The organism is Streptomyces sp. NPDC087310 (assembly GCF_044744405.1).
Lineage (GTDB): Bacteria > Actinomycetota > Actinomycetes > Streptomycetales > Streptomycetaceae > Streptomyces.
Map to the genome: position 1 here is coordinate 548,361 of NZ_JBIUYF010000001.1, position 24,898 is coordinate 573,258.

Below are 24,898 nucleotides of genomic sequence, written 5' to 3' on the forward strand. Positions count from 1 at the left end.
GGCGGGCGCGCCGGAGCGCGTGCCCCGGCGCGCCCGCCCGGTCCGGCCGGAGCCGCGCCCGGCGCCCGGCCCGGACGCGCGGTCGACCCTCCGCGCGCCGGGGCCGTCAGAGCAGCAGGCGCAGCCGTTCCGCCAGGAGGTCCCAGCGCCAGCGCTCCTCCACCCAGGCCCGGCCGCGCTCGCCCATCCTGCGGCGCAGCTCCGGGTCTTCGAGAAGGGTGACGATCCGGTCGGCCGACTCCCGGGCTGCCACGTCCGGCGGGCCCCCGTGGACCACCCAGCCCGTCTCGCCGTCCAGCACCGCGTCGGGCGCGCCGCCCGAGTCGCCAGCGACGACCGGGAGGCCGGTCGCCGACGCCTCCAGGTAGACGATGCCCAGGCCCTCCACGTCGAGGCCGCCGCGGCGGGTGCGGCAGGGCATCGCGAAGACATCGCCCGCGCCAAAGTGCGCGGGCAGCTCCGCCCAGGGCACGGCACCGGTGAAGCGTACGGAGGCGGCGACGCCCGTGGTCCCGGCCAGCTTCCGCAGGTCGGCCTCGTACGGGCCGCCGCCCACGATCAGCAGGACCGCGTCCGGCACCCGCGCCAGGATCGCGGGCATCGCGCGGATCAGCGTGTCCTGGCCCTTGCGCGGCACCAGCCGGGAGACGCAGACGACGACGGGCCGGTCCGTGAGCCCGAGCGCGGCGCGCACCGCGGCGCCGCCCGAGTCGGGGTGGAAGGTCTTCTCGTCGACGCCCGGCGGCAGTTGCCGCATCCGCGCGGCGGCCTCGGGGGTGAGCGCGGGCGCGATCCGCGACCGGGTGTACTCACCCAGATAGGTGATCGTGTCCGTGGACTCCCCGATGCGCCGCAGCAGGTGCCGGGAGGCGGGCAATTGCGCCCAGCCCGCCTCGTGGCCGTGCGTGGTGGCGACGAGGCGCCGCGCGCCCGCCCGGCGCAGCGCGGGCGCCATCAGACCGAGCGGGGCCGCCGCGCCGAACCAGACCGACTCGCAGCCGTGCTCGCGCAGCAGCCCGACGGCCCTGCGGGTGACGCGCGGGGTCGGCAGCAGCATCGTCGTACGGTCGCGTACGACGGTGAAGGGCTGCTCCGCGTCGAAGGCGTCGGTGGCCTCGACGCCCTCGCGCCCCCGCTTCCAGGTGGACGCGTAGACGACGAGTTGTTCGGGGTCCAGGCGCAGCGCCATGTTGTGCAGGAACGCCTGGATGCCGCCCGGCCTGGGCGGAAAGTCATTGGTGACGATCAATGTCTTGTGCATCGCCGCCGACAGTACCGGGCGGCGACGCGGCCCCGCCTCATGGCTCCGGCACAGCGGGGGCGGGCATCATGGCGTCCGCCGGCTTCCGCAATCAGGGATGAAACGGACGGTGGTCGGCTCGCACGGAACCGTACGGAACAGGGAAGGGCCGGTCATGACGGGCGCGCACGGCACACGGACGGCGGTCGCGGTGTGGACCCTCACCAGGGCGGCTCTGCTGCTCTGTGTCCTCAAGGTCGTGACCGTGCCGGGGCCCGATGTCACCAGCGACGTCTCGGTGATCTACCGGGGCTGGTACGAGGTGCTGAAGTCCGGCACGTATCCGCTGTCGGACGTGACCTGGCAGTATCCGCCCGCCGCCGCGCTGGCGATCGTCTCGCCCGCCGTGCTGCCGTTCCTCGGGTACGCGTCGGCCTTCTTCGTGCTGGCGTTCCTCTGCGACGCGCTGGTCCTGGGGCTGCTGCTGCGCGCGGCCCGGGGCGCGGACCGGTCGGCGCGCGGGGCGTGGGTGTGGGTAGTGGGCGTACCGCTGCTGGGGCCGACCGCGTACGCCCGGTACGACGTGATGGTGACGGCGGTGGCGGTGGCCGCGCTGCTCGCCGGGGTGGGGCGGCCGAGGCTCATGGGGGCGCTCGCGGCGTTCGGCGCGCTGCTGAAGGTGTGGCCGGCGCTGCTGCTGGTGGGGACGGAGCCGGGGCGGGTCACCCGCCGGGCGTGGACGAGCGCGGCGCTGACCGCGGCCCTGCTGGTCGCGGTCGCCTGCGCGGCGCTCCCCGGCGCGCTGGCGTTCCTCACCTTCCAGCGGGACCGGGGGACGGAGGTCGAGTCCCTGGGCGCGCTGGTGTTCCAGGTGTGGCGGCACTTCGGCTGGGAGGGGGGCGTGCAGCTCAGTTACGGCTCCGTGGAGTTCGTCGGACCGTACGTCCCGCTGGTGAGCTCCGTGGCGCTGGCGCTGTCCGTGCTCGCCCTGGGCTGGCTGCTGGTGTGGCGGCTGCGCGCCCGTACGTACTCGGCCCGTACGGCGCCGGACGCGGCGTTCGCGGCGGTGCTGCTGTTCACCACCACGAGCCGGGTGATCAGCCCGCAGTACCTGCTCTGGCTGGTCGGGCTCGCCGCGGTGTGTCTGACGCCGCGGGCGAGCCGGATGGCGCTGCCCGCGTGGCTGGTCGTGGTCGCGTCGGCGGTGACCCTGCTCGAATTCCCGCTGGGGTTCGCCCATGTCGTGTCCGGGGACCCGCTCGGGGTGCTGCTGCTGTTCGTACGCAACGGTCTGCTCGTCGCCGCGACGCTGCTGGCCTGTCTGCGGCTGTGGCGGGAGACGGTCTCCGGGCCCCGGCGCGCCGCCGCGGCGCCGGACGTCAGCCCAGACGCCGCCGCACCCGATCGCGCCACAGCTCCGTGAGCCGCTCCGGCGTGGTGGCCAGGACGTCGCGCGCGGCCTTCTTCACGGCGCCCTCGCGACCCGGACGGTCCCCTACCGCGCGGTAGAAGGCGGTCAGCTTCTCCGCGCCCCACTGTGCGGCGATCAGGTCGCAGGCCAGCCAGCCGCTCTCATAGGCGCGGGCCAGCCGGTCCGCGTCCCCGGCGAACGCGAAGTCCTCGTCGGAGGGGAGCGCGGCGGGCGCGTCGCCGCGGCGTACGGCGCGCCGGAGTTCGGGGGCGATCCGCCCGGCGGTCAGGCCGGTGGTCCGGTACGCGACCCAGTCGGCGAAGCCCTCGGAGAGCCAGGACGGGGTGGCGGCGGAGGTGGCCTTCCTGGTCGCCACGTGGGTGGTCTCGTGGGTCAGGACGATCTCCCGGCCGTGGGCGCCGAGTTCCCCGAACGCCTCCGGGTTGACGACGATCCGGTCGGCCGACGAGGCGCCCGCGCCGCCGGTCTCGCCCGTGGTGACCGCGGCGATGCCCCGGTAACCGGCGGCGGGCGCCCCCAGGAGCCCTCCCATGGCCGTCAGGTCCTCCGGCACCAGCAGCACCACCCGGCGCGCCCAGCGGCCCGGCCAGGCGGCGTCGACGGCCGGTACGGCGCGGTCGGCGACGGCCGCGATCTCCCGCAGCCGCGCCCGGTCCTGCCCGACGCCCAGGACGAGGCCGCGGGCGCCGTGCACGGCCCGTACCGCGCCCTGCTCCCAGAGCTGGGCGCCGCCCCCGTCGCCGGGCCGGTCGGCGCTCACGTACCAGCGGCCCGCACGCTCGGTCAGCTCCAGCGCGCGGGGCGCGGTGACGGGCGCACTGTCGTGGCCGGCGAGCCGGTGGCGCAGTTCGGCGCGTACGGTCGCGCGGGCGCCGGAGCGCCGTACCTCGGTGAGGTGGTACGCCCATGAGCCGAGGGGCACCTCGGCGAGGTTCCCGAACTCGGCGCGCGCGGTGGCGCGCAGGGCGTGCGCTGCGGGGTCGACGGCGGCCAGGTAGGCGGCCTCGTCGCGGTCCAGGACGGCGGCGGCCCGGCGGTCCAGGGTCCGGCGGATGCCGTCCGTGGCCGTCGCGGCCGGGTCGGGGGCACGCGCCGGGGCCGTACAGCCGGGCGCCAGGAGCGCTCCGGCCAGCAGCGGCAGAACGGCGCGCCGCCCCACCGCGCCACCGGTGCCGCCGCTGCCGGTGGCGGCACCGCCCGTACGCTCCTGACCTGCCACGCCGCCGATCGTACGGGGCGGGTGCCGGCGCCTCAGACGCGTGTGACGGAGGAGACCGGCAGCATGCCGACCGGGTCGTAGCGCACGGAGGCGCCGGGGTACGGGGCGTGGATCACCTGGCCGTTGCCCACGTACATCCCGATGTGGCTGGCGTCGTCGCGGTACGCCACCAGGTCGCCGGGGCGCGCCTGGGAGAGCGGTACGCGGGCTCCGGCGTACCGCTGGGCCTGGGAGGTGCGCGGCAGGCCGACGCCCGCCTGCCCGTACGCCCACTGGGTGAGCCCGGAACAGTCGAAGCCCGAGGGCCCGTTGGCGCCCCACACGTAGGGCCGCCCGACGGCGCGCTGGGCGGCCTGGACGGCCGCGGCGGCCCGCCCGGTGGCGGGCGCCCCGGGTCCCGAGAGCGCGCCCGGCAGATCGCCCCGGTCGGAGCGCGAGGCCCGGTCGTAGGAGACGCGGTCGGCCTCGGTCAGGGTGTTGAGCAGGCGGCGCGCCTCGGCGAGCCTGCCCTCGACGGTGCGCTTGTGGCGGGCGACGGCGGCCCGGCTGCGCTCCAGCTCGGCGAGGTCGCGGGCGGCCTCGCTGCGTACCTGCCCGAGGCTGCGCTGGGCCAGGCCGAGTTCCTTCAGGGCGCCGGACTGGCGGGCGCCGACCCGGTCGAGGACGGCGGCCTTCTCCAGATAGCCGTCCGGGTCGGAGGAGAGCAGCAGCGCGAGGGTGGGGTCGACGCCGCCGGAACGGTACTGGGCGCCGGCGAGCGAACCGAGCGCGCCGCGCATCGCGTTGACACGCTCCTGGCCGCGCGCGGCGCTGTCCTGCGCCGTGTCCAGCAGCGTCCGCAGCTCCGTGACGCGTTCGCCCGCCTTGTTGTACCGCTCGGTGGCCCGCTCGGCCTGCTCGAAGAGCCGGTCGACCTGGGCCCGGGTCGCGTCGGGCGTCGCCTGTGGGTCGGCGCCCGCCGGGGCGGCGCCGAGCGCCACCGCCGTCGTGGCCGCCGCGAGGGACACGGCGGCGACGGCGCTGCCACGGGTGCCGGAACGCAGAGCAGCATGGCCGGACTGTGAGGGACGGCGATGGGACACCACGGGAAGCCGAACTCCCTTCCGCTGTACGCGCAGGCGCAGCCCTGCCGCCCGGTGGGCGGACCGCTGGCCGGTGCTGCGCGGAGCAGACAGTAGCCGGGCGATCACGGAGCGGCCAACGACCGCCCCGCGCACACAAAGTGACGCCCCGCCGTAGACCTCAAGGTCATCGGCGGGGCGCGGGTGTCAGCGTGTGGGGTGGGAATTCCCCCGAATGGGCGGGTGTCGAGCCGGAGATGACGGTCAGGACGTCAACAGCCGGCCACGCCCGCCCGGCGGTCAGGCGATGCGCACACCGAACTGGAACGGCATGTTCCCGATGGCCTCGTAGCGGACGCTGGCGCCCGGCTTGGGCGCGTGCAGCACCTGGCCGTTGCCCGCGTAGAAGCCGACGTGGTGCAGGTCGCCGTAGAAGATGACCAGGTCACCCTTCTGGAGCTGGCTCTGCGAGAGCCGCGAACCGGCGTTGGCCTGCGACTCGGAGGTCCGGGGGATGGAGACACCGGCCTGCGCGTACGCCCAGGAGGTGAGCCCGGAGCAGTCGAAGGAGCTGGGGCCGGAGGCGCCGTAGACGTACGGCGTGCCGATCTTGCCCTGCGCGGCGGCGAACGCCGCGGCGGCGCGGGACGAGGAGGCCGGGGTGTCCCCGAGGTCGGCGCGGGAGGACGTCGAGCCGCCGCCGCTGCCGCTGCCCCGGCTGGCGCGCTCCTCCTCGGCCTTGGCGAGGTCGGCGCGCTCCTTCTCGGTGAGCGAGTTGAGCAGCTTCTGCGCGGAGGCGAGCTTGCCCTGGACTTCCTTCTTCTTCTCGGTGAGCACCTTGCGGGTGTCCGCGAGGTCCTTGACCTTGCCCTGGGCCTCCTGGCGCTGCTGCGCGAGGGTCCGCTGCTTGTCCTGGATCCGCTTGAGCGACTCGGCCTGCTTGCCGCTGACCTGGTCGAGCGTGGACGCCTTCTCCAGGTAGCTGTCCGGGTCGGAGGAGAGGAAGAGCTGGAGCGCGGGGTCGATACCGCCGGTGCGGTACTGGCTGCTGGCCATCAGGCCGAGGCCGTCGCGCATCTCGTTGAGCTCGTCCTGGCCACGGGCGACCTTGTCCTGGAGGGCGCCGACCTGCTTCTCCAGCTTGTCCTGCGCCTCTTCGGCCCCGTTGGCCTTCTCGGTGGCCTTCTCGGCGTCCTCGTAGAGCTTGTCGACCTTCTCCTTGACGTCGGCCTTGCTCGGCGTCGGTGCGGCGTTGGCGGCCTGGGAGGAGAGCGCGACAGCAGCGGCGGCGGTCGCGGTGAGCACGGTCACCCGGGTACGGCTCGGGGGCTTGGGACGACGGTGGGACGCCACGGAGGCGAGCTCCTTCTTCCTCAGCCGCCTGCCGGTCCTTGGGGACGTCAGTCCCGGCTTCGTGCGTACGGCTCCCCCGCGAACTGGGCCGAACTGCGCGAAAACGGCGGTTCCTTCACTGTCACCCCGGATGGGTGATCAACCGCGCGAAGGTTCGAGGCATGACCCTAGTGACCTTCTTGTGATCAGTTCAAATCCTTGCAAGGAAAAACTCTGTCACGAAGCACATTATTTACAGGCGCCCTACAGACAGCAGAGCGGCAATACACATGCAGTAGTGGACATTTGACGCCACGCCCAGACAAGTGGCGTTCAATTCGGTCATTGCCACTGTTGGTTGACCAGAGAAGGCCAGAGGTGGCCGGAAGTGGCCGGAGAAGGTCAGAGGCGGTCAGAGACAGACAGAAGAGATCCGGTCAGGGCAGATCCGACCGGACATCAGCTAGACGCGCGAAAGCCGCTTCAGCAGCAAGGCGGACGCGACCGGCCTGGCGCCGGCCTTCGCGACCCCGTCCGCGACCTCACGGTCGGTGGAGGCCACCACCACGGGCCGGCCGGGCGGCTCCGCCCTGACGAGCTGACGGATCAACTCGTCCGCGGTCACCCCCGGCTTGGAGAAGAGCACCCGTACGCCGCGCGGCGGTGCGAGCAGCACCGGCGCGACCAGCTCCGCGCCATCGAAGACACAGGTCATCTCGGCGCCCGACTGCGCGGCGAGCATCGCGAGCCCGCCCAGCAGCCGCAGCCGCTGCTTCTCCAGCGGCATCGTGGGATAACCGGTCTTGGTCACGTTGTAACCGTCGACGATCAGATGCGCCTGCGGAAGCGCCAGAAGCTGATCGAGCAGCGCCGGATCCATATCGGAGAGCGCGCGCGCCGCCACGTCCTTGGGGGACATCCGGCCGGGCTCCACCGCGTCGACCGTGTCCGCGGGCCGGCTCGCGGCGGGCGGCAGCGCCAGCTCGCGCCGCAGCCCCTGGGCCGACTCCAGCACCGTGTCCAGCAGCAGCCGCAGCCGCATGTCCTCGACCGAGCGCCCCTCGCGGGCGGCCCTGCGGCTCGACTCGACCGCCGACTCCGCCTCCGCGAGCCGCGCCCTGATCCGGCGCGTCTCGCTCTCCGCCGCCGACACCTGGGCCGCGCTCTCCGCCCGGAGGGCCTCGGACTCCGCGTGCGTACGGCGCAGGGCGGCCTCGCCGCGCTTCACATCGCTCAAGGCGCTGCGCAGCTTGCGGTGGAGCGCCTCGGTCTCCTTGCGCGCGGTGTCCAGCTCCGTGCGCAGCCGCTCCGTCTCGGTCCTGGTGAGGGACCTGGCGGCGGCCAGCTCCTCGCGCAGCCGCTCCAGCTCGCGCCGGTTCTCCTCGTCGGCGCGCTCGGCGTCGGCGCGCTGCGCCTCTTCGCCGGCGGCGGCGACCAGTTTCACCCATCCGGGGGGCCTGAGCACATACGCGGCGGCGGCCACATCGACGGGATCGGCGGCGGCGGGGGGCGATCCGGACTCCAGGGCGGCGGCCAGCTCCGGCTGGGCCTGGGCGATCCGCTCGCCGATCCGCTGCCGGAAGAGGGGGTCGCTCTCCAGCGCGGCGGCCATCGCGTTACCTGCGAACTTCGCACGCCTGTTCGGGGCGAAGCGCGCGTACTGCCGGAGCTGGGCGGGCAGCTCGGTGACCGTCAGCCCGCCGAAGGCGTCCGAGACGAGCGCGACGACCCGGCGCCGTACCCCGTCGGGGAGCGGTCGGTCGAGCGTTTCCGCGGCGTCACCGCCGGCCGCACCGGCCGGCTCAGCGCCACTCGCGGGCTGCTCCACGATCCGTCACCCCATCCACCCCTTACGGGCGGCTCCCTCAGGAACCGGCACCCGGCCTGTCCACCAGCTCGATCTGATCCACGGCGTTGCACCAACGGCAGCGCACCGACTCGATGGTCTCACTGACCACCTCACGCTCCTCGACCTTCGGCTCCCCTGCCAGGTCCAGATGGACGTACTCGACGACCTTCGACGAGCGCGTCACATCGAACCGCGTCAGATTGCCGCACAAGGTGCAGCGCCACCGGGTGGAGGCCGTGGGCTGCGGAACCGTCGGAGTTGCTGCCATCGTGCCGTCCTCTTTTCGTCGTCCCTATGCGGTGCCCCGCGGTGCGGCGTCGAACCGCGGATGGCACCCGGCAACCCTACGGCCTCGCGGCTCCCCCGCGCCCCGGCGAGGCGCTCTGCACCGTTAGGGACCGGTACGCCATGCTCTGTCCGTGAGCAAAAGGCGTACGGCGTACGGAGCGCCCCTGGTGACCTACGGGCTGATGGCCCTCTGCTGTCTGGCCTTCCTCCTCGGCCCGCTCTCGGGATTCACTCCCGCGTACGGGAAGGGCGACGCGCTGCTGGCCGCGCAGAGCGCCTGTTTCGAGCGGTGGGGCGTCATCCCGAGCGAGCTGACGCGCGGCGAGCCGCGCGCCCTGCTCACCCCGTTCACCGCGCTCTTCGTCCACGGGAGCTGGCTGCACCTGCTGGGGAACATGCTCTTCCTGCATGTCTTCGGCGCGATGACCGAGGAGCGGATGGGCCGCGCCGCGTTCCTGCTCTTCTACCTCGCCACCGGCGCCCTCGCGCTCCTCGTGTACGCGCTCGCGAACGCCGCCTCCTCCCAGACCCTGGTCGGGGCGTCGGGCGCGATCTCCGGGGTGCTCGGCGCGTTCCTGTACCTCTTCCCCCGGGCGCGGGTCACCAGCCTCTTCCCGTTCCTCTTCTTCCTGCCGCTGCGCTTCCCCGCCTGGATCGTGCTGATCTTCTGGTTCGTGCTCCAGTGGCTGGCCGCGCACGGCGCCGGAGAGGGCCCCGGCATCGCCTATCTGGCGCACCTCGTGGGCTTCGGCGCCGGCTTCCTCTACGCCTGGGGACGGTACTGGCGTACCGATAGAGTGAGAGCCCAGCCAGCGGCCACCGAGGGAGAACGCCAACCGTGATCACCGCGATCGTGCTCATCAAGACCAGCGTGGACCGGATCCCCGAGATCGCGGAGTCGATCGCGGCGCTGGACAGCGTCAGCGAGGTCTTCTCGGTGACCGGTACGTACGACCTGATCGCCATGGTCCGGGTCGCCAAGCACGACGATCTGGCGGATGTGATCCCCGGCCGGATCAGCAAGATCGAGGGCGTCGAGGGCACGGACACCCACGTCGCGTTCCGTACGTACTCCCAGCACGACCTGGAGGCGGCCTTCGCGATCGGACTCGACGCGTAGGACCGCCTCCGGCGGGTACGTCAGCGCTACGCGGCGGCGCCGTCCCGGTCCGGGACGCAACGGCCGTCCTCCGTACGGTAGTTCCACCGCGCGCCGTCGCTCACCAGCTCCCGCACCGCCCGCACGAAGCGCTCCACGTGCTCGTCCGGCGTCCCCGCGCCGAAGCTGACCCGGATCGCGTTGAGCGAGCGCTCGCCCGGCTCCGCCTCCGGGGCGCCGCACTCCCCCGGGTCCTGCGGGTCGCTGCCCAGCAGGGTCCTGACCAGCGGGTGGGCGCAGAACAGACCGTCCCGTACGCCGATGCCGTACTCCGCGGAGAGCGCGGCGGCGAAGTGCGAGCTGTTCCACCCCTCGACCACGAACGACAGCACGCCGACCCGCGCCGCGTCGTCGCCGAAGAGCGAGAGCACCTTGACCTCGGGCACCTCCGCCAGACCGGCGCGCACCTCGGCGACCAGCCGCTGCTCCCGCGCGGCCAGCGCGTCGAAGCCGGCCTCGGTGAGCGCCTTGCAGGCGGCGGCGATCGCGTAGACGCCGATGACGTTGGGCGAGCCCGCCTCGTGCCGGGCGGCCGTGGTGTGCCAGTCGACGTCCACACCGCCGTCGGCACGGCGCGCCACCTTGCGGCTGGCGCCGCCGCCCGCGAGGTACGGCTCGGCGGACTGGAGCCAGTCGGCGCGGCCCGCGAGCACTCCGGAGCCGAACGGCGCGTACAGCTTGTGGCCGGAGAAGGCGATCCAGTCGACGTCGAGATCCGCGATGTCCACCGCGTGATGCGGTACGAGCTGCGCGGCGTCGAGGACGATCCGGGCGCCGTGGGCGTGTGCGGCGGCGGCCAGCTCCCGTACCGGCCACAGCTCACCGGTCACGTTGGACGCACCCGTCACACAGACCAGCGCCGGGCCCTGCGGGTCGCGCGAGGCGAGCGCGCGCTCCAGGGTGGCGACGGCCTCGTCCGTGGTGCGCGGGGCGTTGAGGTAGGTGACCCGGGCGTCGCGCCAGGGCAGCAGGGACGCGTGGTGCTCGGTCTCGAAGACGAAGACCTGGCAGTCGGCGGGCAGCGCGGCGGCCAGCAGGTTGAGCGAGTCGGTGGTCGAGCGGGTGAAGACGACCTGGTCGCCGGCGCGGCAGCCGAGGAACTCCGCGACCGTGCGGCGGCTGTTCTCGAAGAGGTCCGTGGAGAGCTGCGAGAGGTAGCCGGCGCCGCGGTGGACACTGCCGTAGTACGGGGCGTACGCGGCGACGTCGTCCCACACCCGCTGGAGGGCCGGGGCGCTGGCCGCGTAGTCGAGGGCCGCGTACGTCACCTCGCCGCCGGTGACGAGGGGGACGGTCACATCGGCGCCGAGCACGGGGAGCGGGGCCGCACAGGCGGGGTCGTCGGCGGTGGGGGCGACGAAGGCGGTGGCGGTGGGGGCGGCGGCGTTCGGGCGTGCGGACATGGCGTTGTCTCCCGGCGAGGAAAGTCGGAACGGCTTCAGGACCCGCACGGCTCCACGACTCCACGACGGAGCGGCGCCGGATGATGCGGGGATGCCTCGACGCACGGAACGGACCGCGCGGAGGTGGTTGAAGAAGGGGCGAGGATCCGACGGATCCTGAAGCCCTAACGCATTCGCTTGCTCACGAGACTGCTCCCTTGAGGACCAGGACCCCAAAGGTGGCAAGGGGTCCGCGCTTGCCGCAGACCTCGCTGCCTACGGCCTGGTCTTCACCCGGGGCACCCCGCCACGGACGGAGGGTTGCCGGACAGCGAGCCGGGGCCTTAATCGCTGTCACTCATGACCTTGGCCGAAAGTATGGCACAGGGGCGCGGACCGCCCAAGTCGCCGTCCGCGATACGGGACGGGCCCGTCCAACAGGAGGGGGCCGGGCGCGTGTTCCGCGTCCCGGCCCCTCCCTCCGTCAAGCGGTCAGGCGTTGCTGGCCGCCACCCAGCGGGCCAGCGCGTCCCGCGCCGCGCCCGAGTCGATCGCCTCCGCGGCCCGCGCGATCCCCGCCACGAGCTGGGTCTCCAGCGGGTCCCCGGTCGGGTCGAGCGCCACCAGCGCCGCCGCCGCGTTGAGCAGCACGGCCTCCCGTACGGGTCCGCCCTCGCCGGCCAGCAGCCGGCGGGCGACATCGGCGTTGTACGAGGCGTCCGCGCCGCGCAGCGCCTCCACGGGGACCAGTTCCAGCCCGACGTCCCGCGGGTCGAAGGGCTGCTCGGTGACCTCGCCGTCCCGTACGGTCCACACCCGCGAGGTCGCGGTGGTGGTCAGCTCGTCGAGCCCGTCGTCGCCGCGGAAGACCAGCGCCGAGTTGCCGCGGGCGGCGAGCACCCCGGCGACGATGGGCGCCATCCGCGCGTCCGCCACGCCCACGGCCTGGGATCTGACCCTGGCCGGGTTGGTGAGCGGGCCGAGGATGTTGAAGGTGGTCTGCGCGCCCAGCTCCTTGCGCGCCTTGGCCGCGTACCGCAGCGCCGGGTGGAACTTGACCGCGAAGCAGAACGTGATGCCCGCCTCCTCCGCGACCTCCACGACCCGCCCCGGCGTCAGCTCCAGATTGACGCCGAGCTTCTCCAGTACGTCGGAGGCACCGCTCGCGGAGGACGAGGCGCGGTTGCCGTGCTTGACGACCTTGGCGCCGGTGCCCGCCACGACGATCGCGGACATCGTGGAGATGTTGACGGTCTTGGCGAGATCGCCGCCGGTGCCGACGATGTCGACCGTACGGCCGGGCACCTCGATGGTGTTGGCGTGCGCGTACATCGCGCGGACCAGCCCCGAGACCTCCTCGACGGTCTCGCCCTTCGCCCGCAGCGCGACCGCGAAGCCGGCGATCTGCGCGTCGGTGGCCTCGCCGCTCATGATGCGGTCCATGGCCCACGCCGTGTCGTCGGTGGACAGGTTCTCGCCGCGCAGCAGGGGGTTCAGTACGCCGGGCCAGGTGCGGGCCGCCACGGTGTCGCCTCCGACGGGGGTAACAGCGCTCATGCTCGCTCCTGGGTGTCTGGGACGGCTGCGTGGGCTTCGTACGGCGTGACGGCGTACGGCCCGGCCGCAAGCCTATCGGCGTACGCCGCGCCCGGCGGAGGGGTGCCCGTACTCCGGACGCGGCGGACGTACGGGCACACACGCCGAGGGCCCCGGCCGGCTCCCTGGGGAGACCGGGCCGGGGCCCTCGGTGGTGGCGACCTGTTTCAGGCCGGGCGATCAGTGGTGGCCGTGGCCGCTGGTGATCTCCTTGTACTCCTCCGCGGTGGGCTTGGGAAGCTGGTTGTGCTCGCCGTAGTAGCCCTTGCTCAGCTTGACCCTGAGCCGCTCGACGGGCGACACCTTGCGGCGTACCCCGTTCTCGTCGGTCTCGGGGCCGAGCTCGGCGGGCTTGTACTGCTCGTGCGCGGTCAGCTTGTGCAGGTCGGCCTGGTCCAGCGGGGTGTGGACCTCGACGAACTCACCGTGCGGCAGCCGCTTGATGACACCGGACTCGCGTCCGTGCAGCACCTTCTCGGCGTCGCGTCGCTGGAGACCGATGCAGATCCGCTTGGTGACGATGAAGGCGATGACCGGTCCGGCGAAGAAGGCGATCCGGACGAACCAGGTGATCGCGTTGATCGACAGATGGAAGTGCGTCGCCCACAGGTCGTTCCCGCCACCGACCAGCAGGATGAAGTACCAGGTCAGCCAGGCCACACCGAACGCCGTACGGGTCGGTACGTTGCGCGGGCGGTCCAGGATGTGGTGCTCGCGCTTGTCGCCGGTGACCCAGGACTCGACGAACGGGTAGACCGCGATCGCGACCAGCACCAGCGGGAAGATGATCAGCGGGATGAAGACACCCAGGACGAGCGTGTGTCCCCACGCGTTGATCTCCCAGCCGGGCATCACACGGATGAGGCCCTCGGAGAAGCCCATGTACCAGTCGGGCTGGGCGCCGGTGGAGACCTGGTCGGGCCGGTACGGGCCGAGGGCCCAGATCGGGTTGATCGTGGCGATGGCCGAGACGATCGCGATGACCCCGAAGACCAGGAAGAAGAAGCCTCCGGCCTTGGCCATGTAGACCGGCAGCAGCGGCATGCCGACGACGTTGGTGTTCGTCTTGCCGGGGCCGGCGAACTGCGTGTGCTTGTGGTAGAAGACCAGGATCAGGTGGGCCACGACCAGGCCCAGCATGATGCCGGGCAGCAGCAGGATGTGGACCGAGTAGAACCGGGCCACGAAGTCGCCGCCGGGGAACTCGCCGCCGAACAGGAACATCGACAGGTACGTTCCGACGATCGGCACCGACAGGACCGCGCCCTGCATGAACCGCACACCGGTGCCGGAGAGCAGGTCGTCGGGGAGCGAGTAGCCGGTGAACCCGGTGAACATGCCCAGGACGAACAGCAGGAAGCCGAACAGCCAGTTGACCTCGCGCGGCTTGCGGAAGGCGCCCGTGAAGAAGACGCGCATCATGTGGACCATCATGGCCGCGAGGAAGATCAGCGCCGCCCAGTGGTGGATCTGCCGGATGAGCAGACCGCCGCGGACGTCGAAGCTGATGTCCAGCGTGGAGGCGAACGCCTCCGACATCATCACGCCCTGGAGCGGGACGTAACCGCCGTGGTACTCCACCTCGTTCATCGACGGGTGGAAGAACAGCGTCAGATACACACCCGTGAGGATGATGATGATGAAGCTGTAGAGGCAGATCTCCCCGAGCATGAAGGACCAGTGGTCCGGGAAGATCTTCCGCATGTTGGCCTTGGCCAGGCTGTAGATACCCAGCCGGCCGTCCGCCCAGTCGGCCACGCGCTCGCCCGCGGGCGCTTTGCGGGCCTTGTCGTCCGTCGTGGCTGTGGTTGTCGTGGTACTCATCCGCGCTCCCAGAAGGCAGGGCCGACGGGCTCGGCGAAGTCGCCGAGTGCCTCAAGGTTGCCCTCAGCGTTCACGCCGATATGCAACTGCGGCAGGGCGTGACCGGCGGGGCCGAAGATGACGCGCGCGCCGTCGGAGAGGTCGAAGGTGGACTGGTGGCACGGGCAGAGCACGTGGTGCGTCTGCTGCTCGTACAGGCTGATCGGGCACCCGACGTGGGTGCAGATCTTCGAGAACGCCACGATCCCCTGGTGGGACCAGTCCAGCTCCTGCTTGTCCTTGATCTCGTCCGGCTGAATCCGGACGATCATCAGGGCGGCCTTGGCGATCTCCTTCTGGAACTCCTCGCTGTGCTGGTCCAGACCCTCGGGCATGGCGAACGTCAGCGAGCCCGTGATGACGTCCTCGGGACGCAGCGGCTCCATGGTGTTCATGTTGATGAGCTGCTTGCCCTTGGCCCACAGCGTCGTGCGGAGCTTCTTCTCGGGCAGCGGACCGAGGTCGCGCAGCAGCACGACCCCGGAGAGCGGTACGAGCGCCAGCGCGCCGAACATCGTGTTGCGGATCAGCTTGCGCCGGCCGAAGCCCGACTCGGCCGCACCCGCGGCGAAGTCCTCCAGGACCTTCGCCTTGACCTCCGGCGACGCCTCGATCGGGTGCCGGTCGTCGGCGATCTCCACGTCCGACATCAGCGTGCGGGCCCAGTGGACCGCGCCGGCGCCGATGGCGAACAGGGCGACACCGAGGGTCACACCCAGCGAGAAGTGCAGGATGCTGACGTGCCCGAACGGGAAGATGAAGACGCTCTTGTCGACCGGGAAGGCGACGAAGGAGGCGATGAACGCCACCGTCGCCAGCATCGACAGCAGGAACAGGCCGGCGACGGTGCGCTCGGACCGCCTGGCCGCCCGCTCGTCGATGTCCTGGATCCGCGGTTTGTGGGCCGGCAGCCCCGGATCCGCGAAGGGATCGTCGGCGCGCTCCACCTCGCCGTGCGCGGCGACGTGCCCGCTCGGCAGGTTCTCGTCTACTGAATTCTCTTGGCTACTCATGACTTCTTGGCCTTAGCGGTGTGGGCCGCGACCCAGACGGCAACGGCGATCAATGCGCCCAGTCCGAAGATCCAGGCGAACAGGCCCTCGCTGACGGGGCCGAGGCCGCCGAGGGAGAGGCCGCCGGGGCTGACGGTCTCATCCCCGTTCACCGCCTTGACGTACGCGATGATGTCCTTCTTCTGCTGCTCCGGCATCGTGGAGTCGGGGAAGGAAGGCATGTTCTGCGGGCCGGTCTGCATGGCCTCGTAGATGTGCTTCGGATCCACGCCCTCAAGGCTCGGTGCGGATTTGCCGTGTGTCAGCGCACCACCCTCACCGGTGAAGTTGTGGCACTGGGTGCAGTTGGTACGGAACAGGTCGCCACCGTTGGCGATGTCGGCACCGTCGGGGCTGTACTGGTTCTCGGTCGGCGTGATCGGACCGGCGCCGAGGGACGCGACGTACGCGGCGAGCTGGTCGATCTCCTTCTGGGAGTAGATGACCTTCTTCTTCGGTACCTGCGCGCCGGGCTGCTGGGCCGGCATCCGGCCGGTGCCGACCTGGAAGTCCACGGCGGCGGAGCCGACGCCGACCAGGCTCGGACCGTCGGAGGAACCCTGACCCCCGGTCCCGTGGCAGCTTGCGCAGCCGACCGAGTAGAGCTTCTTGCCCTCCTCGATGGCCAGGGACTGGGCGGTTTCGTCAGCCTGTGCCTTGCTCGCGGGCGCGAACGTGGCGTACAGCCCCCCGGTGACCGCCAGCGCGAAGAGTAGGACGACGACCGCCGCCAGCGGATGGCGTCGTCGTGCGGAGAGCTTTTTCACGGATTACCCCGGTGTCAGGATCTTCTGCGTCGGTGCTTCTGGACTGTGTGCGTAGGGCGGCGCGCGTCGGGCGCGGCGTCCCGCTACTTGATCAAGTAGATCGTGGCGAAAAGGCCGATCCAGACGACATCGACGAAGTGCCAGTAATAGGACACGACGATGGCGGCGGTTGCCTGCTCGTGGGTGAACCTCTTGGCCGCGTACGTCCTGCCCAGGACGAACAGGAACGCGATCAGACCCCCCGTCACGTGCAGACCGTGGAAGCCGGTGGTCAGATAGAACACCGAGCCGTACGGGTCGGAGGAGAGCGAGATGCCGTCCTTCTTGACCAGCTCGGTGTACTCGAGGACCTGGCCGCCGATGAAGATCGCACCCATCACGAACGTGATCACGAACCACGCTCGGAGCTTCTTCACGTCACCGCGCTCGGCGGCGAAGACGCCGAGCTGACAGGTGAGGGAGGAGAGCACCAGGATCGTCGTGTTCGCCGTCGAGAACGGGACGTTCAGGGCATGAGCCATTTCCTTCCAGTACTCAGCCCCCATCACCGATCGCAGGGTGAAGTACATCGCGAAGAGGGCCGCGAAGAACATCAGCTCGGAACTCAGCCAAATGATGGTTCCGACACTGGTGAGGTTCGGCCGATTGACCGACGGGTGCGCGTGCCCGGTTTCTACTGTCGTTGCTGTCGCCACGACCGACATTATGTCGGTCGCTTATCCCGCGCTGACTCCCGGGGTGCCGTTCGGTGTGTCCATGGGCTGTGTCCAGCTCGAACGGCCCAGCGAAGGACTGTCCTTACCCGTGCTGACAGGGTGTCCGACGGAGTACGATCCGCGCATCGGTTCAGGGCCGTGGAGCCCTGGAGCCCCCGCAGACACCGATGTCACGGAGGAACAATGCAGCCGACCGCCACCGTGCTGGTCTACAGCGACGACGCGAACACCCGCGAGCAGGTCAGGCTGGCGGCGGGCCGGCGGCCGGCCGCCGATGTCCCACCGGTCGAGTTCGTGGAGTGCGCGACCCTTCCCGCGGTGATCGAGCGGCTGGACCGCGGCGGGATCGACGTCTGTGTGCTGGACGGTGAGACGGCCCCCGCCGGCGGTATGGGCGTCTCCCGGCAGATCAAGGACGAGATCTTCCACTGCCCGCCCGTGCTGCTGCTGATCGGCCGCCCGCAGGACGCCTGGCTGGCCACCTGGAGCCGCGCGGACGCCGCGGTGACGCTGCCGGTCGAACCGGTCGGCTTCGCGGACGCCCTGGCCTCCCTGCTGCGCTCCAGGCTCTCCGTGGAGGTCTGACCCCGCTCACGTACCCGGACGGCGGTCACGGGGCCCTGGGCCCACGCGACCGCCGTCCGGGCTGTCAGCCGTCCGGGCTGTCAGCGGCGCTCTAGATCGCCGGGCGCAGCCGTGCCGAGTCGGCGGGCGAGCTGCCCTCTCTGAGGCCGGCCTGGAGGACGCTGCCCTTGCGCCAGTCCTTCCAGTCCACGTTCCAGTCCCCGTAGCCGTTGCCGAATTCCTCCATGTAGTCACCGGCGCTGTTGATGACCTGGACGATGTCGCCTTCCTTCACCGTCTCGAAGAACCAGGCGGCGTTGCCGGTGGACATGCCGGTGCAGCCGTGGCTGACGTTGGCCGCGCCCTGGGAGCCCAGGGACCACGGGGCGGCGTGCACGTACTCACCGCTCCAGGTGACTCTGGTCGCCCAGTAGACCGGCAGGTCGTACCCCTCGCCGCCGCCGATGCCGACGGACGTGCCGCGCATCCGTACGAAGTACTCCTTGCCGAGCACGACCTTGATGCCGTTGCGGGTGGAGAAGCCGGGCTTCCCGGTGGTGACCGGGATGCTGTTGATCTCCTCGCCGTTGCGGTAGATCGTCATGTAGTGCGCCGAGGCGTCGGTGATGGCCTCGATCCGGTCGCCGATGGTGAGCTTCAGCGGCTTGGTGGCGCTGCCGTACAGCTTGTCCCCGATCTTCACCCCTTCGAGGTTGCTGGTGGCGGTGATCTTGCTGTTCGCCGGCCAGTACTCCTTGGGGCGGAAGTGCATCGTCTCGTCGTCCACCCAGTGCCAGGTGCCGCCCTCCGCCGAGGGCGTGGAACGTACCTTCAGGGAGCGCTCGACGACGGCCCTGGCCGCCTTGGACTTGACCGGCTGGCTGAGGGTGGCGGTGATCGGCTGGCCGACGCCGTACGTGCCCGCGTCGGGGCCGAACTCGACCTCCAGGGTCTTCTTCGCCTTGGCGGTGTCGAAGGTGAGCCGCCGGGAGCCGGGCTTGCCCTCCTCGTTCTCCGTGGCGACCCTGACGGTGTAGCGGGCACCGGCGGCCAGTGGGGCGGTGGAGTGCCAGCGCATCCCGTCGGCGGTGAGTTCCCCCGCCAGGTAGTGGCCGCTCGCGTCGACGGCCGTGACGTCCGTGATGCGGCCGTCACGGTTCTTGGAGACCACTTCGAGCGGCTTGTCGGGGTTCACCTTCTTGCCGCCCGCGGTGACGCTGAACACGATCTGGCCGTCGGCGTCGTACGGCTTGTCGGAGAGCGGGTGGGTGTCGGGGCCACCGCACGCGGTCGCACTCGCCCCGAGGGACACGACCAGTACGGTGCAGCTCAGGATGGCGCGCAAGCGTGGCGTGTGGTTCATGTGCTCACGGTAAGAAGATTCTCCGCCGGCAGCGCGACGGGTGATGCAAACGGGGGGCCCGGCCTCTCCTGGTCGGAGAGGCCGGGCCCCCTGTCGATGCCGTACGCGTCTACTGGTTCTGGTTCTCACCGCGGTAGAACTCGAAGACCCAGCCCCACAGGCCGACCAGGATCAGCGGCAGGGAGAAGTACAGCAGCCACCAGCCGATGGCGATGGCCAGGAAGGCCAGCGCGCCACCGATGGCGAGCGAGAACGGCTGCCAACTGTGCGGGGCGAAGAACCCGACCTCGCCGGACTCGTCCGCGACGTCGGCTTCCTTGTTGTCCTGCGCCAGCGCGTCCATCCGCCGGGCCGTGAAGGCCAGGTAGAAGCCGATCATCACGCTCAGCCCGAAGGCCAGGAACAGCGCCGTCGTACCGACCGGCTCCTTCGACCAGACGCCGTACACGACGGCCACGGCGAGGATGAAGACGCTCAGCCAGATGAACATCCTGCCTTGGATCTTCACTTGCCGGCCTCCTTGCCACCGGCGAGGGCGCCGGCCGCGGCCCCGTGGCCCGCGTTCTCAAGCTGGTCGAGCGCGGCGATCTCCGGGTGGTGCAGATCGAACGCGGGGGATTCCGAGCGGATACGCGGCAGCGTGAGGAAGTTGTGCCGCGGCGGCGGGCACGAAGTCGCCCATTCGAGTGAACGACCGTAGCCCCACGGGTCGTCGACCTCGATCTTCTTGCCGTACTTGGCGGTCTTCCAGACGTTGTAGAAGAACGGCAGTATCGACAGACCGAGCACGAACGAGCTGATCGTGGAAATGGTGTTCAGCGCGGTGAAACCGTCCGACGCGAGATAGTCCGCGTACCGGCGCGGCATGCCCTCGGCGCCCAGCCAGTGCTGGACGAGGAAGGTGCCGTGGAAGCCGATGAACAGCGTCCAGAAAGTGATCTTCCCGAGCCGCTCGTCGAGCATCTTGCCGGTGAACTTCGGCCACCAGAAGTGGAAGCCCGCGAACATCGCGAAGACGACCGTCCCGAACACCACGTAGTGGAAGTGCGCCACCACGAAGTACGAGTCCGAGACGTGGAAGTCCATCGGCGGCGACGCCAGGATCACGCCGGTGAGTCCGCCGAAGAGGAACGTCACCAGGAAGCCGACCGTCCAGAGCATCGGCGTCTCGAAGGAGAGCGAGCCCTTCCACATCGTGCCGATCCAGTTGAAGAACTTCACCCCGGTCGGTACCGCGATGAGGAACGTCATGAACGAGAAGAACGGCAGCAGTACCCCGCCCGTCACGTACATGTGGTGCGCCCACACCGTCACCGAGAGACCCGCGATGGAGATCGTCGCCGCCACCAGACCGATGTAACCGAACATCGGCTTCCGCGAGAAGACCGGAATCACTTCCGAGACGATCCCGAAGAACGGCAGGGCGATGATGTACACCTCGGGATGCCCGAAGAACCAGAACAGGTGTTGCCACAGCAACGACCCGCCGTTGGCCGCGTCGAAGATATGAGCGCCGAACTTACGGTCGGCCTCCAGCGCGAAGAGCGCGGCGGCCAGCACCGGGAACGCCAGCAGGACCAGCACACCGGTCAGCAGCACGTTCCACGTGAAGATCGGCATCCGGAACATCGTCATACCCGGCGCGCGCATGCAGATGATCGTGGTGATGAAGTTGACCGACCCCAGGATCGTCCCGAACCCGGAGAACGCCAGTCCCATGATCCACAGATCCGCGCCGATCCCGGGCGAACGCACGGCGTCCGACAGCGGGGAGTAGGCGAACCATCCGAAGTCCGCCGCGCCCTGCGGTGTGATGAAACCGCTCACCGCGATCAGCGAACCGAAGAGGTACAGCCAGTACGCGAACATGTTCAGCCGCGGGAACGCCACATCCGGCGCACCGATCTGCAGCGGCATGATCCAGTTCGCGAATCCCGCGAACAACGGCGTCGCGAACATCAGCAGCATGATCGTGCCATGCATCGTGAACGCCTGGTTGAACTGCTCGTTCGACATGATCTGCGTACCCGGACGGGCCAGCTCGGCGCGCATGAAGAGCGCCATCACCCCGCCGATGCAGAAGAACGCGAACGACGTGATCAGATACATCGTGCCGATGGTCTTGTGGTCGGTGGTGGTCAACCACCGCACGACCACGTTGCCCGGCTGTTTGCGCCGTACCGGCAGCTCGTTCTCGTACGAGTCCTCTGCTGCTGCGGCGGCACCCTGAGGTTCGTTGAGGATGCTCACAGTTTGTTCGTCTCCGCATTCCTGGCCGGATCCGTCTGCGCGATGCCCGACGGGATGTAGCCGTTCTGGCCCTTCTTGGCCAGCTCTTCCAGGTGCTTCTGGTAGCGCTCCGGAGAGACCACCTTGACGTTGAAGAGCATCCGCGAGTGGTCGACACCGCAGAGCTCGGCGCACTTACCGAGGAAGGTGCCCTCCTGGTTCGGGGTGACCTCGAAGGAGTTGGTGTGCCCCGGGATGACGTCCTGCTTCATCAGGAACGGCACCACCCAGAAGGAGTGGATGACGTCACGCGAGGTCAGGATGAACCGGACCTTCTCGCCCTTGGGCAGCCACAGCGTCGGACCCGGGTTGTCGGTCTGCGGGTTCCGCGTGCCCGGGACGCCGTAGTCGTAGACGCCCTCGGCACCCTTGGGGAAGTCCTTCGTGAACCGGTTGGGGATGGCGTCGAGCTCCTTGGGGACCTCGTTGCCCGTGGCGGCGTTGCCGTCCACGTTCTCGATGTAGTTGAAGCCCCAGCTCCACTGGTAGCCGACCACGTTGACCGTGTGGGCGGGCTTCGCGGAAAGGGTGAGGAGCTTCGACTCGTCCCGTGCGGTGAAGTAGAAGAGCACCGACACGATGATGAGGGGGACCACGGTGTACAGCGCCTCGATGGGCATGTTGTACCGGGTCTGCGGAGGTACCTCCACCTTGGTGCGGCTGCGCCGGTGGAAGATGACGCTCCACACGATCAGCCCCCAAACCAGTACGCCCGTGATGAGCGCTGCCGCCCACGAGCCCTGCCAGAGGGAGAGGATCCGGGGAGCCTCCTCCGTCACTGGGGTGGGCATTCCAAGGCGGGGGAAGTCCTTGTATGTGCAACCCGTGGAGGTCGCGAGGATCAGGCCCGCAGTCAGCACCTGCGGCAGCTTCCGCCGCATCGGGCGCCGCGACGAGCGGTCGGAGCCGTTGGGACTCACGTAGCGCCTTCCCGAGAGTCTCGCCCGCGCGGCGGGCTGCGGCCGTCTCGTGGTCGGTCGCCGACCCTGACGCGGGCGGGGGTGTGGATGTTTATGCGGACCAAACCCTACTGGACGCGTTTTCAGGGTGTGCGGGGAGGGTGCCCAACGCGCCGCCCGACTCCCCGAAGGGGTGGACTGTGCTATTCCGGGGCGCCCGCGCGCCCCGACCGGCCGCCCCGGGTCCGCTTCTGACGCCCCCTCCGGCGGCGGGTTAGCGTGGCGGGCGTGCCCTACTTCGACGCCGCTTCCTCCGCCCCGCTGCACCCCGTGGCCCGGCAGGCCCTTCAGGCTTCCCTGGACGAGGGATGGGCGGACCCCGCCCGGCTCTACCGCGAGGGGCGCCGGGCCGGACTGCTGCTGGACGCGGCCCGGGAGGCCGCCGCGGAGGCCGTCGGCTGTCGCCCCGACGAACTCGTCTTCACTCCTTCGGGGACACATGCGGTCCACGCGGGGATGTCGGGCGTGTTGTCGGGCCGCCGCCGGGTCGGCCTCGGGGTGACCGTCTCCGCCGTGGAGCACTCCTCGGTGCTCCACGCGGCCTCCGCCCACGAGGCGGCGACCGGCGGCACGGTGACCGAGGTGCCGGTGGACCGGTACGGGGCGGTGGTGCCGGACACGTACGCCGGTGCCCTGCGCGAGGACACGGCGCTGGCCTGCCTCCAGTCCGCCAACCACGAGGTGGGTACGGAGCAGCCGGTGGCCGAGGTCGCCGAGGTGTGCCGCAGCCGGGGCGTCCCGCTGCTGGTGGACGCGGCGCAGTCGCTGGGCTGGGGCCCGGTGGAGGGCGCGTGGTCGCTGCTGACGGGGAGCGCGCACAAGTGGGGCGGTCCGGCCGGCGTGGGGCTGCTGGCCGTACGCAAGGGGGTCAGGTTCGCCCCGCGCGGCCCGGCCGACGAGCGGGAGTCGGGGCGCTCCCCCGGCTTCCAGAACATCCCGGCGATCGTGGCGGCGGCGGCCTCGCTGCGCGCGGTGCGCGCGGAGGCGGCGGCCGAGGCGGTCAGGCTGCGGGCGCTGGTGGACCGGATCAGGACGCGGGTGCCCGAGCTGGTGCCCGACGTGGAGGTGGTGGGGCATCCGGAGCGCCGGCTCCCCCATCTCGTGACGTTCTCCTGTCTCTATGTCGACGGGGAGGCGCTCCTCCACGAGCTGGACCGGGCGGACTTCTCGGTCTCCTCGGGGTCGTCCTGTACGAGCAGCACGCTGACGCCGTCCCATGTGCTGCGCGCGATGGGCGTGTTGTCGGAGGGAAACGTCCGGATCTCGCTCCCCGTCGGGACGCCGGAGGCGGAGGTGGACCGGTTCCTGGAGCTGCTGCCGGGGGTGGTGTCCGGCGTACGCGAGAGGCTGGGGGCGCCGGCCGGGGCGGCCGGGGCCCGCGCGGTGGCGGGGACGGACGCGGTGGGGGCCTCGCTGGTGGTGGACGCGCTCGGGCGGCGCTGTCCGATCCCGGTGATCGAGCTGGCCAAGGTGTTCGGCGAGGTGCCCGTGGGCGGGACGGTGACGGTGCTCTCGGACGACGAGGCGGCGCGGCTGGACATCCCGGCGTGGTGCGAGATGCGCGGTCAGGAGTACGTGGGCGAGCAGCCGGCGGACCACGGTGTCGCGTATGTGGTCCGCCGGGTGTCGTGACGCCGGGCCCTGTCCGGCGGGGCCTGGACCGGGTGGGCCCGGACCGGGTGGGCCTAGACCAGGTGGACCTGGACCTCCGCCGCCGCGTCGTGGCCGTACGCCTTGGTGAAGCGCTCCATGAAGCGGGTCCTGGCCAGGGTGTACTCCTGGGTGCCGACCGTCTCGATGACGAGGGTGGCGAGCATGCAGCCGACCTGGGCCGCGCGCTCCAGGCCGACGCCCCAGACCAGACCGGAGAGGAATCCGGCGCGGAACGCGTCGCCGACGCCGGTCGGGTCGGCCTTCGCCTCCTCCTCCGGGCAGCCGACGAGGATCGGCTCCTCGCCGACGCGGTCGATCCGGACGCCGCGCTTGCCGAGGGTCGTGACGCGGTGGCCGACGCGGGAGAGGATCTCGGCGTCGGTCCAGCCCGTCTTGGCCTCGATGAGCCCCTTCTCGTACTCGTTGGAGAAGAGGTACGTGGCGCCGTCGAGAAGGGTGCGGATCTCGTCACCCTCCATACGGGCGATCTGCTGCGAGAAGTCCGCGCCGAAGGGGATGGAGCGCGTACGGCACTCCTCGGTGTGCCGGAGCATGCCCTCCGGGTCGTCGGCGCCGATCACGACGAGGTCGAGCCCGCCGACGCGGTCGGCGACCTTCTTCAGCTCGATCTGGCGGGCCTCGCTCATCGCACCCGCGTAGAAGGAGCCGAGCTGGTTGTGGTCGGCGTCCGTCGTGCAGACGAAGCGCGCGGTGTGCAGGACCTCGGAGATCCGTACGGAGCCGGTGTCGACGCCGTGCCGGTCGAGCCAGGCGCGGTACTCGTCGAAGTCCTGGCCGGCGGCGCCGACCAGGATCGGGTTGGTGCCGAGCTGGCCCATGCCGAAGGCGATGTTCGCGCCGACACCGCCCCTGCGCACCTCAAGGTTGTCGACCAGGAAGGAGAGGGAGACCGTGTGGAGCTGATCCGCGACAAGCTGGTCCGCGAAACGGCCGGAGAAGGTCATCAGATGGTCGGTGGCGATGGAGCCGGTGACTGCGATTCGCACGGCGTGAACGCTCCTGATGAGGGAGAACGGTGGACAGTTCACGCTACCGGTTCGCGGCGCTCTCCCCTAAGCCGCAGTTCGGCCCACCCGGAGGAATGATCGACGGG

Annotated in this window: 22 protein-coding genes and 1 riboswitch; of the genes, 5 read left to right on the forward strand and 17 right to left on the reverse strand. The window is 70.8% G+C overall.

Going from position 1 to position 24,898, the window contains the following annotated elements; genetic code table 11:
* Positions 1-106: 106 nt before the first annotated feature.
* Positions 107-1,261, reverse strand: a complete 1,155-nt coding sequence (locus ACIO3P_RS02010) for a glycosyltransferase family 4 protein (RefSeq protein ID WP_329825989.1) — start codon at positions 1,259-1,261, stop codon at positions 107-109.
* A gap of 154 nt (positions 1,262-1,415) precedes the next feature.
* Here ACIO3P_RS02010 and ACIO3P_RS02015 point away from each other — a divergent pair, with 154 nt between their 5' ends.
* Positions 1,416-2,663 carry a glycosyltransferase 87 family protein gene (locus tag ACIO3P_RS02015; protein ID WP_329825988.1) on the forward strand — a complete coding sequence of 416 codons (1,248 nt, stop codon included), beginning with the start codon at positions 1,416-1,418 and terminating at the stop codon, positions 2,661-2,663.
* Here the strand turns inward: ACIO3P_RS02015 and ACIO3P_RS02020 are convergent.
* The 5 genes from ACIO3P_RS02020 to ACIO3P_RS02040 all read right to left on the reverse strand — a co-directional run bounded on the left by ACIO3P_RS02020 (position 2,620) and on the right by ACIO3P_RS02040 (position 8,401).
* Positions 2,620-3,891 carry a hypothetical protein gene (locus ACIO3P_RS02020; RefSeq protein WP_401850410.1) on the reverse strand — a complete coding sequence of 424 codons (1,272 nt, stop codon included), beginning with the start codon at positions 3,889-3,891 and terminating at the stop codon, positions 2,620-2,622. The two genes, ACIO3P_RS02015 and ACIO3P_RS02020, sit on opposite strands and share 44 nt — an antisense overlap.
* Positions 3,892-3,923: 32 nt before the next feature.
* Positions 3,924-4,976, reverse strand: a complete 1,053-nt coding sequence (locus ACIO3P_RS02025; protein WP_329825987.1) for a C40 family peptidase — start codon at positions 4,974-4,976, stop codon at positions 3,924-3,926.
* A gap of 276 nt (positions 4,977-5,252) precedes the next feature.
* Positions 5,253-6,305 (reverse strand): NlpC/P60 family protein, encoded by a 1,053-nt coding sequence (locus ACIO3P_RS02030; RefSeq protein WP_329825986.1) that lies wholly within the window; start codon positions 6,303-6,305, stop codon positions 5,253-5,255.
* Between the two features lie 442 nt (positions 6,306-6,747).
* Positions 6,748-8,112 carry an NYN domain-containing protein gene (locus tag ACIO3P_RS02035; RefSeq protein ID WP_401788103.1) on the reverse strand — a complete coding sequence of 455 codons (1,365 nt, stop codon included), beginning with the start codon at positions 8,110-8,112 and terminating at the stop codon, positions 6,748-6,750.
* Positions 8,113-8,149: 37 nt separating this feature from the next.
* Complete coding sequence (locus ACIO3P_RS02040) at positions 8,150-8,401, reverse strand: hypothetical protein (RefSeq protein WP_329825984.1); 252 nt, start codon at positions 8,399-8,401, stop codon at positions 8,150-8,152.
* Positions 8,402-8,603: 202 nt separating this feature from the next.
* Between ACIO3P_RS02040 and ACIO3P_RS02045 the strand changes: the two genes are divergently transcribed.
* Both ACIO3P_RS02045 and ACIO3P_RS02050 read left to right on the forward strand, forming a co-directional pair.
* Positions 8,604-9,263: a rhomboid family intramembrane serine protease gene (locus tag ACIO3P_RS02045; RefSeq protein WP_401850856.1), complete on the forward strand. Its 660-nt coding sequence runs from the start codon at positions 8,604-8,606 to the stop codon at positions 9,261-9,263.
* Positions 9,260-9,541: an Lrp/AsnC ligand binding domain-containing protein gene (locus ACIO3P_RS02050; protein WP_329825983.1), complete on the forward strand. Its 282-nt coding sequence runs from the start codon at positions 9,260-9,262 to the stop codon at positions 9,539-9,541. Before ACIO3P_RS02045 ends, ACIO3P_RS02050 begins: the two co-directional genes overlap by 4 nt.
* 26 nt (positions 9,542-9,567) lie before the next feature.
* On the opposite strand, the gene ACIO3P_RS02055 is transcribed toward ACIO3P_RS02050, so the two are convergent.
* The 6 genes from ACIO3P_RS02055 to ACIO3P_RS02080 all read right to left on the reverse strand — a co-directional run bounded on the left by ACIO3P_RS02055 (position 9,568) and on the right by ACIO3P_RS02080 (position 16,944).
* Positions 9,568-10,983: an aminotransferase class V-fold PLP-dependent enzyme gene (locus ACIO3P_RS02055; protein WP_401850412.1), complete on the reverse strand. Its 1,416-nt coding sequence runs from the start codon at positions 10,981-10,983 to the stop codon at positions 9,568-9,570.
* A 227-nt stretch (positions 10,984-11,210) separates the two neighbouring features.
* Positions 11,211-11,328, reverse strand: a riboswitch (SAM riboswitch).
* 126 nt (positions 11,329-11,454) lie between these two features.
* Positions 11,455-12,519 (reverse strand): anthranilate phosphoribosyltransferase, encoded by a 1,065-nt coding sequence (gene trpD / locus ACIO3P_RS02060; RefSeq protein WP_329825981.1) that lies wholly within the window; start codon positions 12,517-12,519, stop codon positions 11,455-11,457.
* A gap of 219 nt (positions 12,520-12,738) precedes the next feature.
* Complete coding sequence (locus ACIO3P_RS02065) at positions 12,739-14,382, reverse strand: ubiquinol-cytochrome c reductase cytochrome b subunit (RefSeq protein WP_329825980.1); 1,644 nt, start codon at positions 14,380-14,382, stop codon at positions 12,739-12,741.
* Positions 14,379-15,434 (reverse strand): Rieske 2Fe-2S domain-containing protein, encoded by a 1,056-nt coding sequence (locus tag ACIO3P_RS02070; RefSeq protein WP_329825979.1) that lies wholly within the window; start codon positions 15,432-15,434, stop codon positions 14,379-14,381. The genes ACIO3P_RS02065 and ACIO3P_RS02070 overlap by 4 nt, the downstream gene beginning before the upstream one ends.
* Positions 15,431-16,240 (reverse strand): c-type cytochrome, encoded by an 810-nt coding sequence (locus tag ACIO3P_RS02075; protein ID WP_329825978.1) that lies wholly within the window; start codon positions 16,238-16,240, stop codon positions 15,431-15,433. The genes ACIO3P_RS02070 and ACIO3P_RS02075 overlap by 4 nt, the downstream gene beginning before the upstream one ends.
* An 83-nt stretch (positions 16,241-16,323) precedes the next feature.
* Entirely contained in the window at positions 16,324-16,944 is a 621-nt protein-coding gene (locus ACIO3P_RS02080) for a heme-copper oxidase subunit III (protein ID WP_329825977.1), read from the reverse strand.
* Between the two features lie 195 nt (positions 16,945-17,139).
* Between ACIO3P_RS02080 and ACIO3P_RS02085 the strand changes: the two genes are divergently transcribed.
* A complete protein-coding gene (locus tag ACIO3P_RS02085) occupies positions 17,140-17,541 on the forward strand; it encodes a hypothetical protein (RefSeq protein ID WP_329825976.1) in 402 nt (133 codons plus the stop codon).
* Positions 17,542-17,632: 91 nt separating this feature from the next.
* Here the strand turns inward: ACIO3P_RS02085 and ACIO3P_RS02090 are convergent, their stop codons facing one another.
* From ACIO3P_RS02090 to coxB, 4 genes are all read right to left on the reverse strand, one after another.
* Positions 17,633-18,883 (reverse strand): Ig-like domain-containing protein, encoded by a 1,251-nt coding sequence (locus ACIO3P_RS02090; protein ID WP_329825975.1) that lies wholly within the window; start codon positions 18,881-18,883, stop codon positions 17,633-17,635.
* Positions 18,884-18,992: 109 nt separating this feature from the next.
* Positions 18,993-19,391, reverse strand: a complete 399-nt coding sequence (locus ACIO3P_RS02095; protein ID WP_329825974.1) for a cytochrome c oxidase subunit 4 — start codon at positions 19,389-19,391, stop codon at positions 18,993-18,995.
* On the reverse strand, positions 19,388-21,133 hold the full coding sequence (gene ctaD / locus ACIO3P_RS02100; protein ID WP_329825973.1) for a cytochrome c oxidase subunit I: 1,746 nt from the start codon (positions 21,131-21,133) through the stop codon (positions 19,388-19,390). Before ctaD ends, ACIO3P_RS02095 begins: the two co-directional genes overlap by 4 nt.
* Positions 21,130-22,092 carry a cytochrome c oxidase subunit II gene (gene coxB / locus ACIO3P_RS02105; RefSeq protein ID WP_329825972.1) on the reverse strand — a complete coding sequence of 321 codons (963 nt, stop codon included), beginning with the start codon at positions 22,090-22,092 and terminating at the stop codon, positions 21,130-21,132. Before coxB ends, ctaD begins: the two co-directional genes overlap by 4 nt.
* Positions 22,093-22,359: 267 nt before the next feature.
* Between coxB and ACIO3P_RS02110 the strand changes: the two genes are divergently transcribed.
* Positions 22,360-23,763, forward strand: a complete 1,404-nt coding sequence (locus tag ACIO3P_RS02110) for an aminotransferase class V-fold PLP-dependent enzyme (RefSeq protein WP_329825971.1) — start codon at positions 22,360-22,362, stop codon at positions 23,761-23,763.
* Positions 23,764-23,816: 53 nt separating this feature from the next.
* Here the strand turns inward: ACIO3P_RS02110 and ACIO3P_RS02115 are convergent, their stop codons facing one another.
* The gene (locus ACIO3P_RS02115; protein WP_329825970.1) at positions 23,817-24,791 is read right to left on the reverse strand and encodes a carbohydrate kinase family protein; all 975 of its coding nucleotides are present in this window, start codon (positions 24,789-24,791) and stop codon (positions 23,817-23,819) included.
* Positions 24,792-24,898: the final 107 nt, after the last annotated feature.

What these genes read in the sequence shown, in the direction of transcription:
- ACIO3P_RS02010 (WP_329825989.1), bottom strand. Translation starts at nt 1,261, where the DNA reads ATGCACAAGACATTGATCGTCACCAATGACTTTCCGCCCAGGCCGGGC.
- ACIO3P_RS02015 (WP_329825988.1), top strand. Translation starts at nt 1,416, where the DNA reads ATGACGGGCGCGCACGGCACACGGACGGCGGTCGCGGTGTGGACCCTC.
- ACIO3P_RS02040 (WP_329825984.1), bottom strand. Translation starts at nt 8,401, where the DNA reads ATGGCAGCAACTCCGACGGTTCCGCAGCCCACGGCCTCCACCCGGTGG.
- ACIO3P_RS02045 (WP_401850856.1), top strand. Translation starts at nt 8,604, where the DNA reads ATGGCCCTCTGCTGTCTGGCCTTCCTCCTCGGCCCGCTCTCGGGATTC.
- ACIO3P_RS02055 (WP_401850412.1), bottom strand. Translation starts at nt 10,983, where the DNA reads ATGTCCGCACGCCCGAACGCCGCCGCCCCCACCGCCACCGCCTTCGTC.
- trpD (WP_329825981.1), bottom strand. Translation starts at nt 12,519, where the DNA reads ATGAGCGCTGTTACCCCCGTCGGAGGCGACACCGTGGCGGCCCGCACC.
- ACIO3P_RS02065 (WP_329825980.1), bottom strand. Translation starts at nt 14,382, where the DNA reads ATGAGTACCACGACAACCACAGCCACGACGGACGACAAGGCCCGCAAA.
- ACIO3P_RS02070 (WP_329825979.1), bottom strand. Translation starts at nt 15,434, where the DNA reads ATGAGTAGCCAAGAGAATTCAGTAGACGAGAACCTGCCGAGCGGGCAC.
- ACIO3P_RS02080 (WP_329825977.1), bottom strand. Translation starts at nt 16,944, where the DNA reads ATGTCGGTCGTGGCGACAGCAACGACAGTAGAAACCGGGCACGCGCAC.
- ACIO3P_RS02085 (WP_329825976.1), top strand. Translation starts at nt 17,140, where the DNA reads ATGCAGCCGACCGCCACCGTGCTGGTCTACAGCGACGACGCGAACACC.
- ACIO3P_RS02090 (WP_329825975.1), bottom strand. Translation starts at nt 18,883, where the DNA reads ATGAACCACACGCCACGCTTGCGCGCCATCCTGAGCTGCACCGTACTG.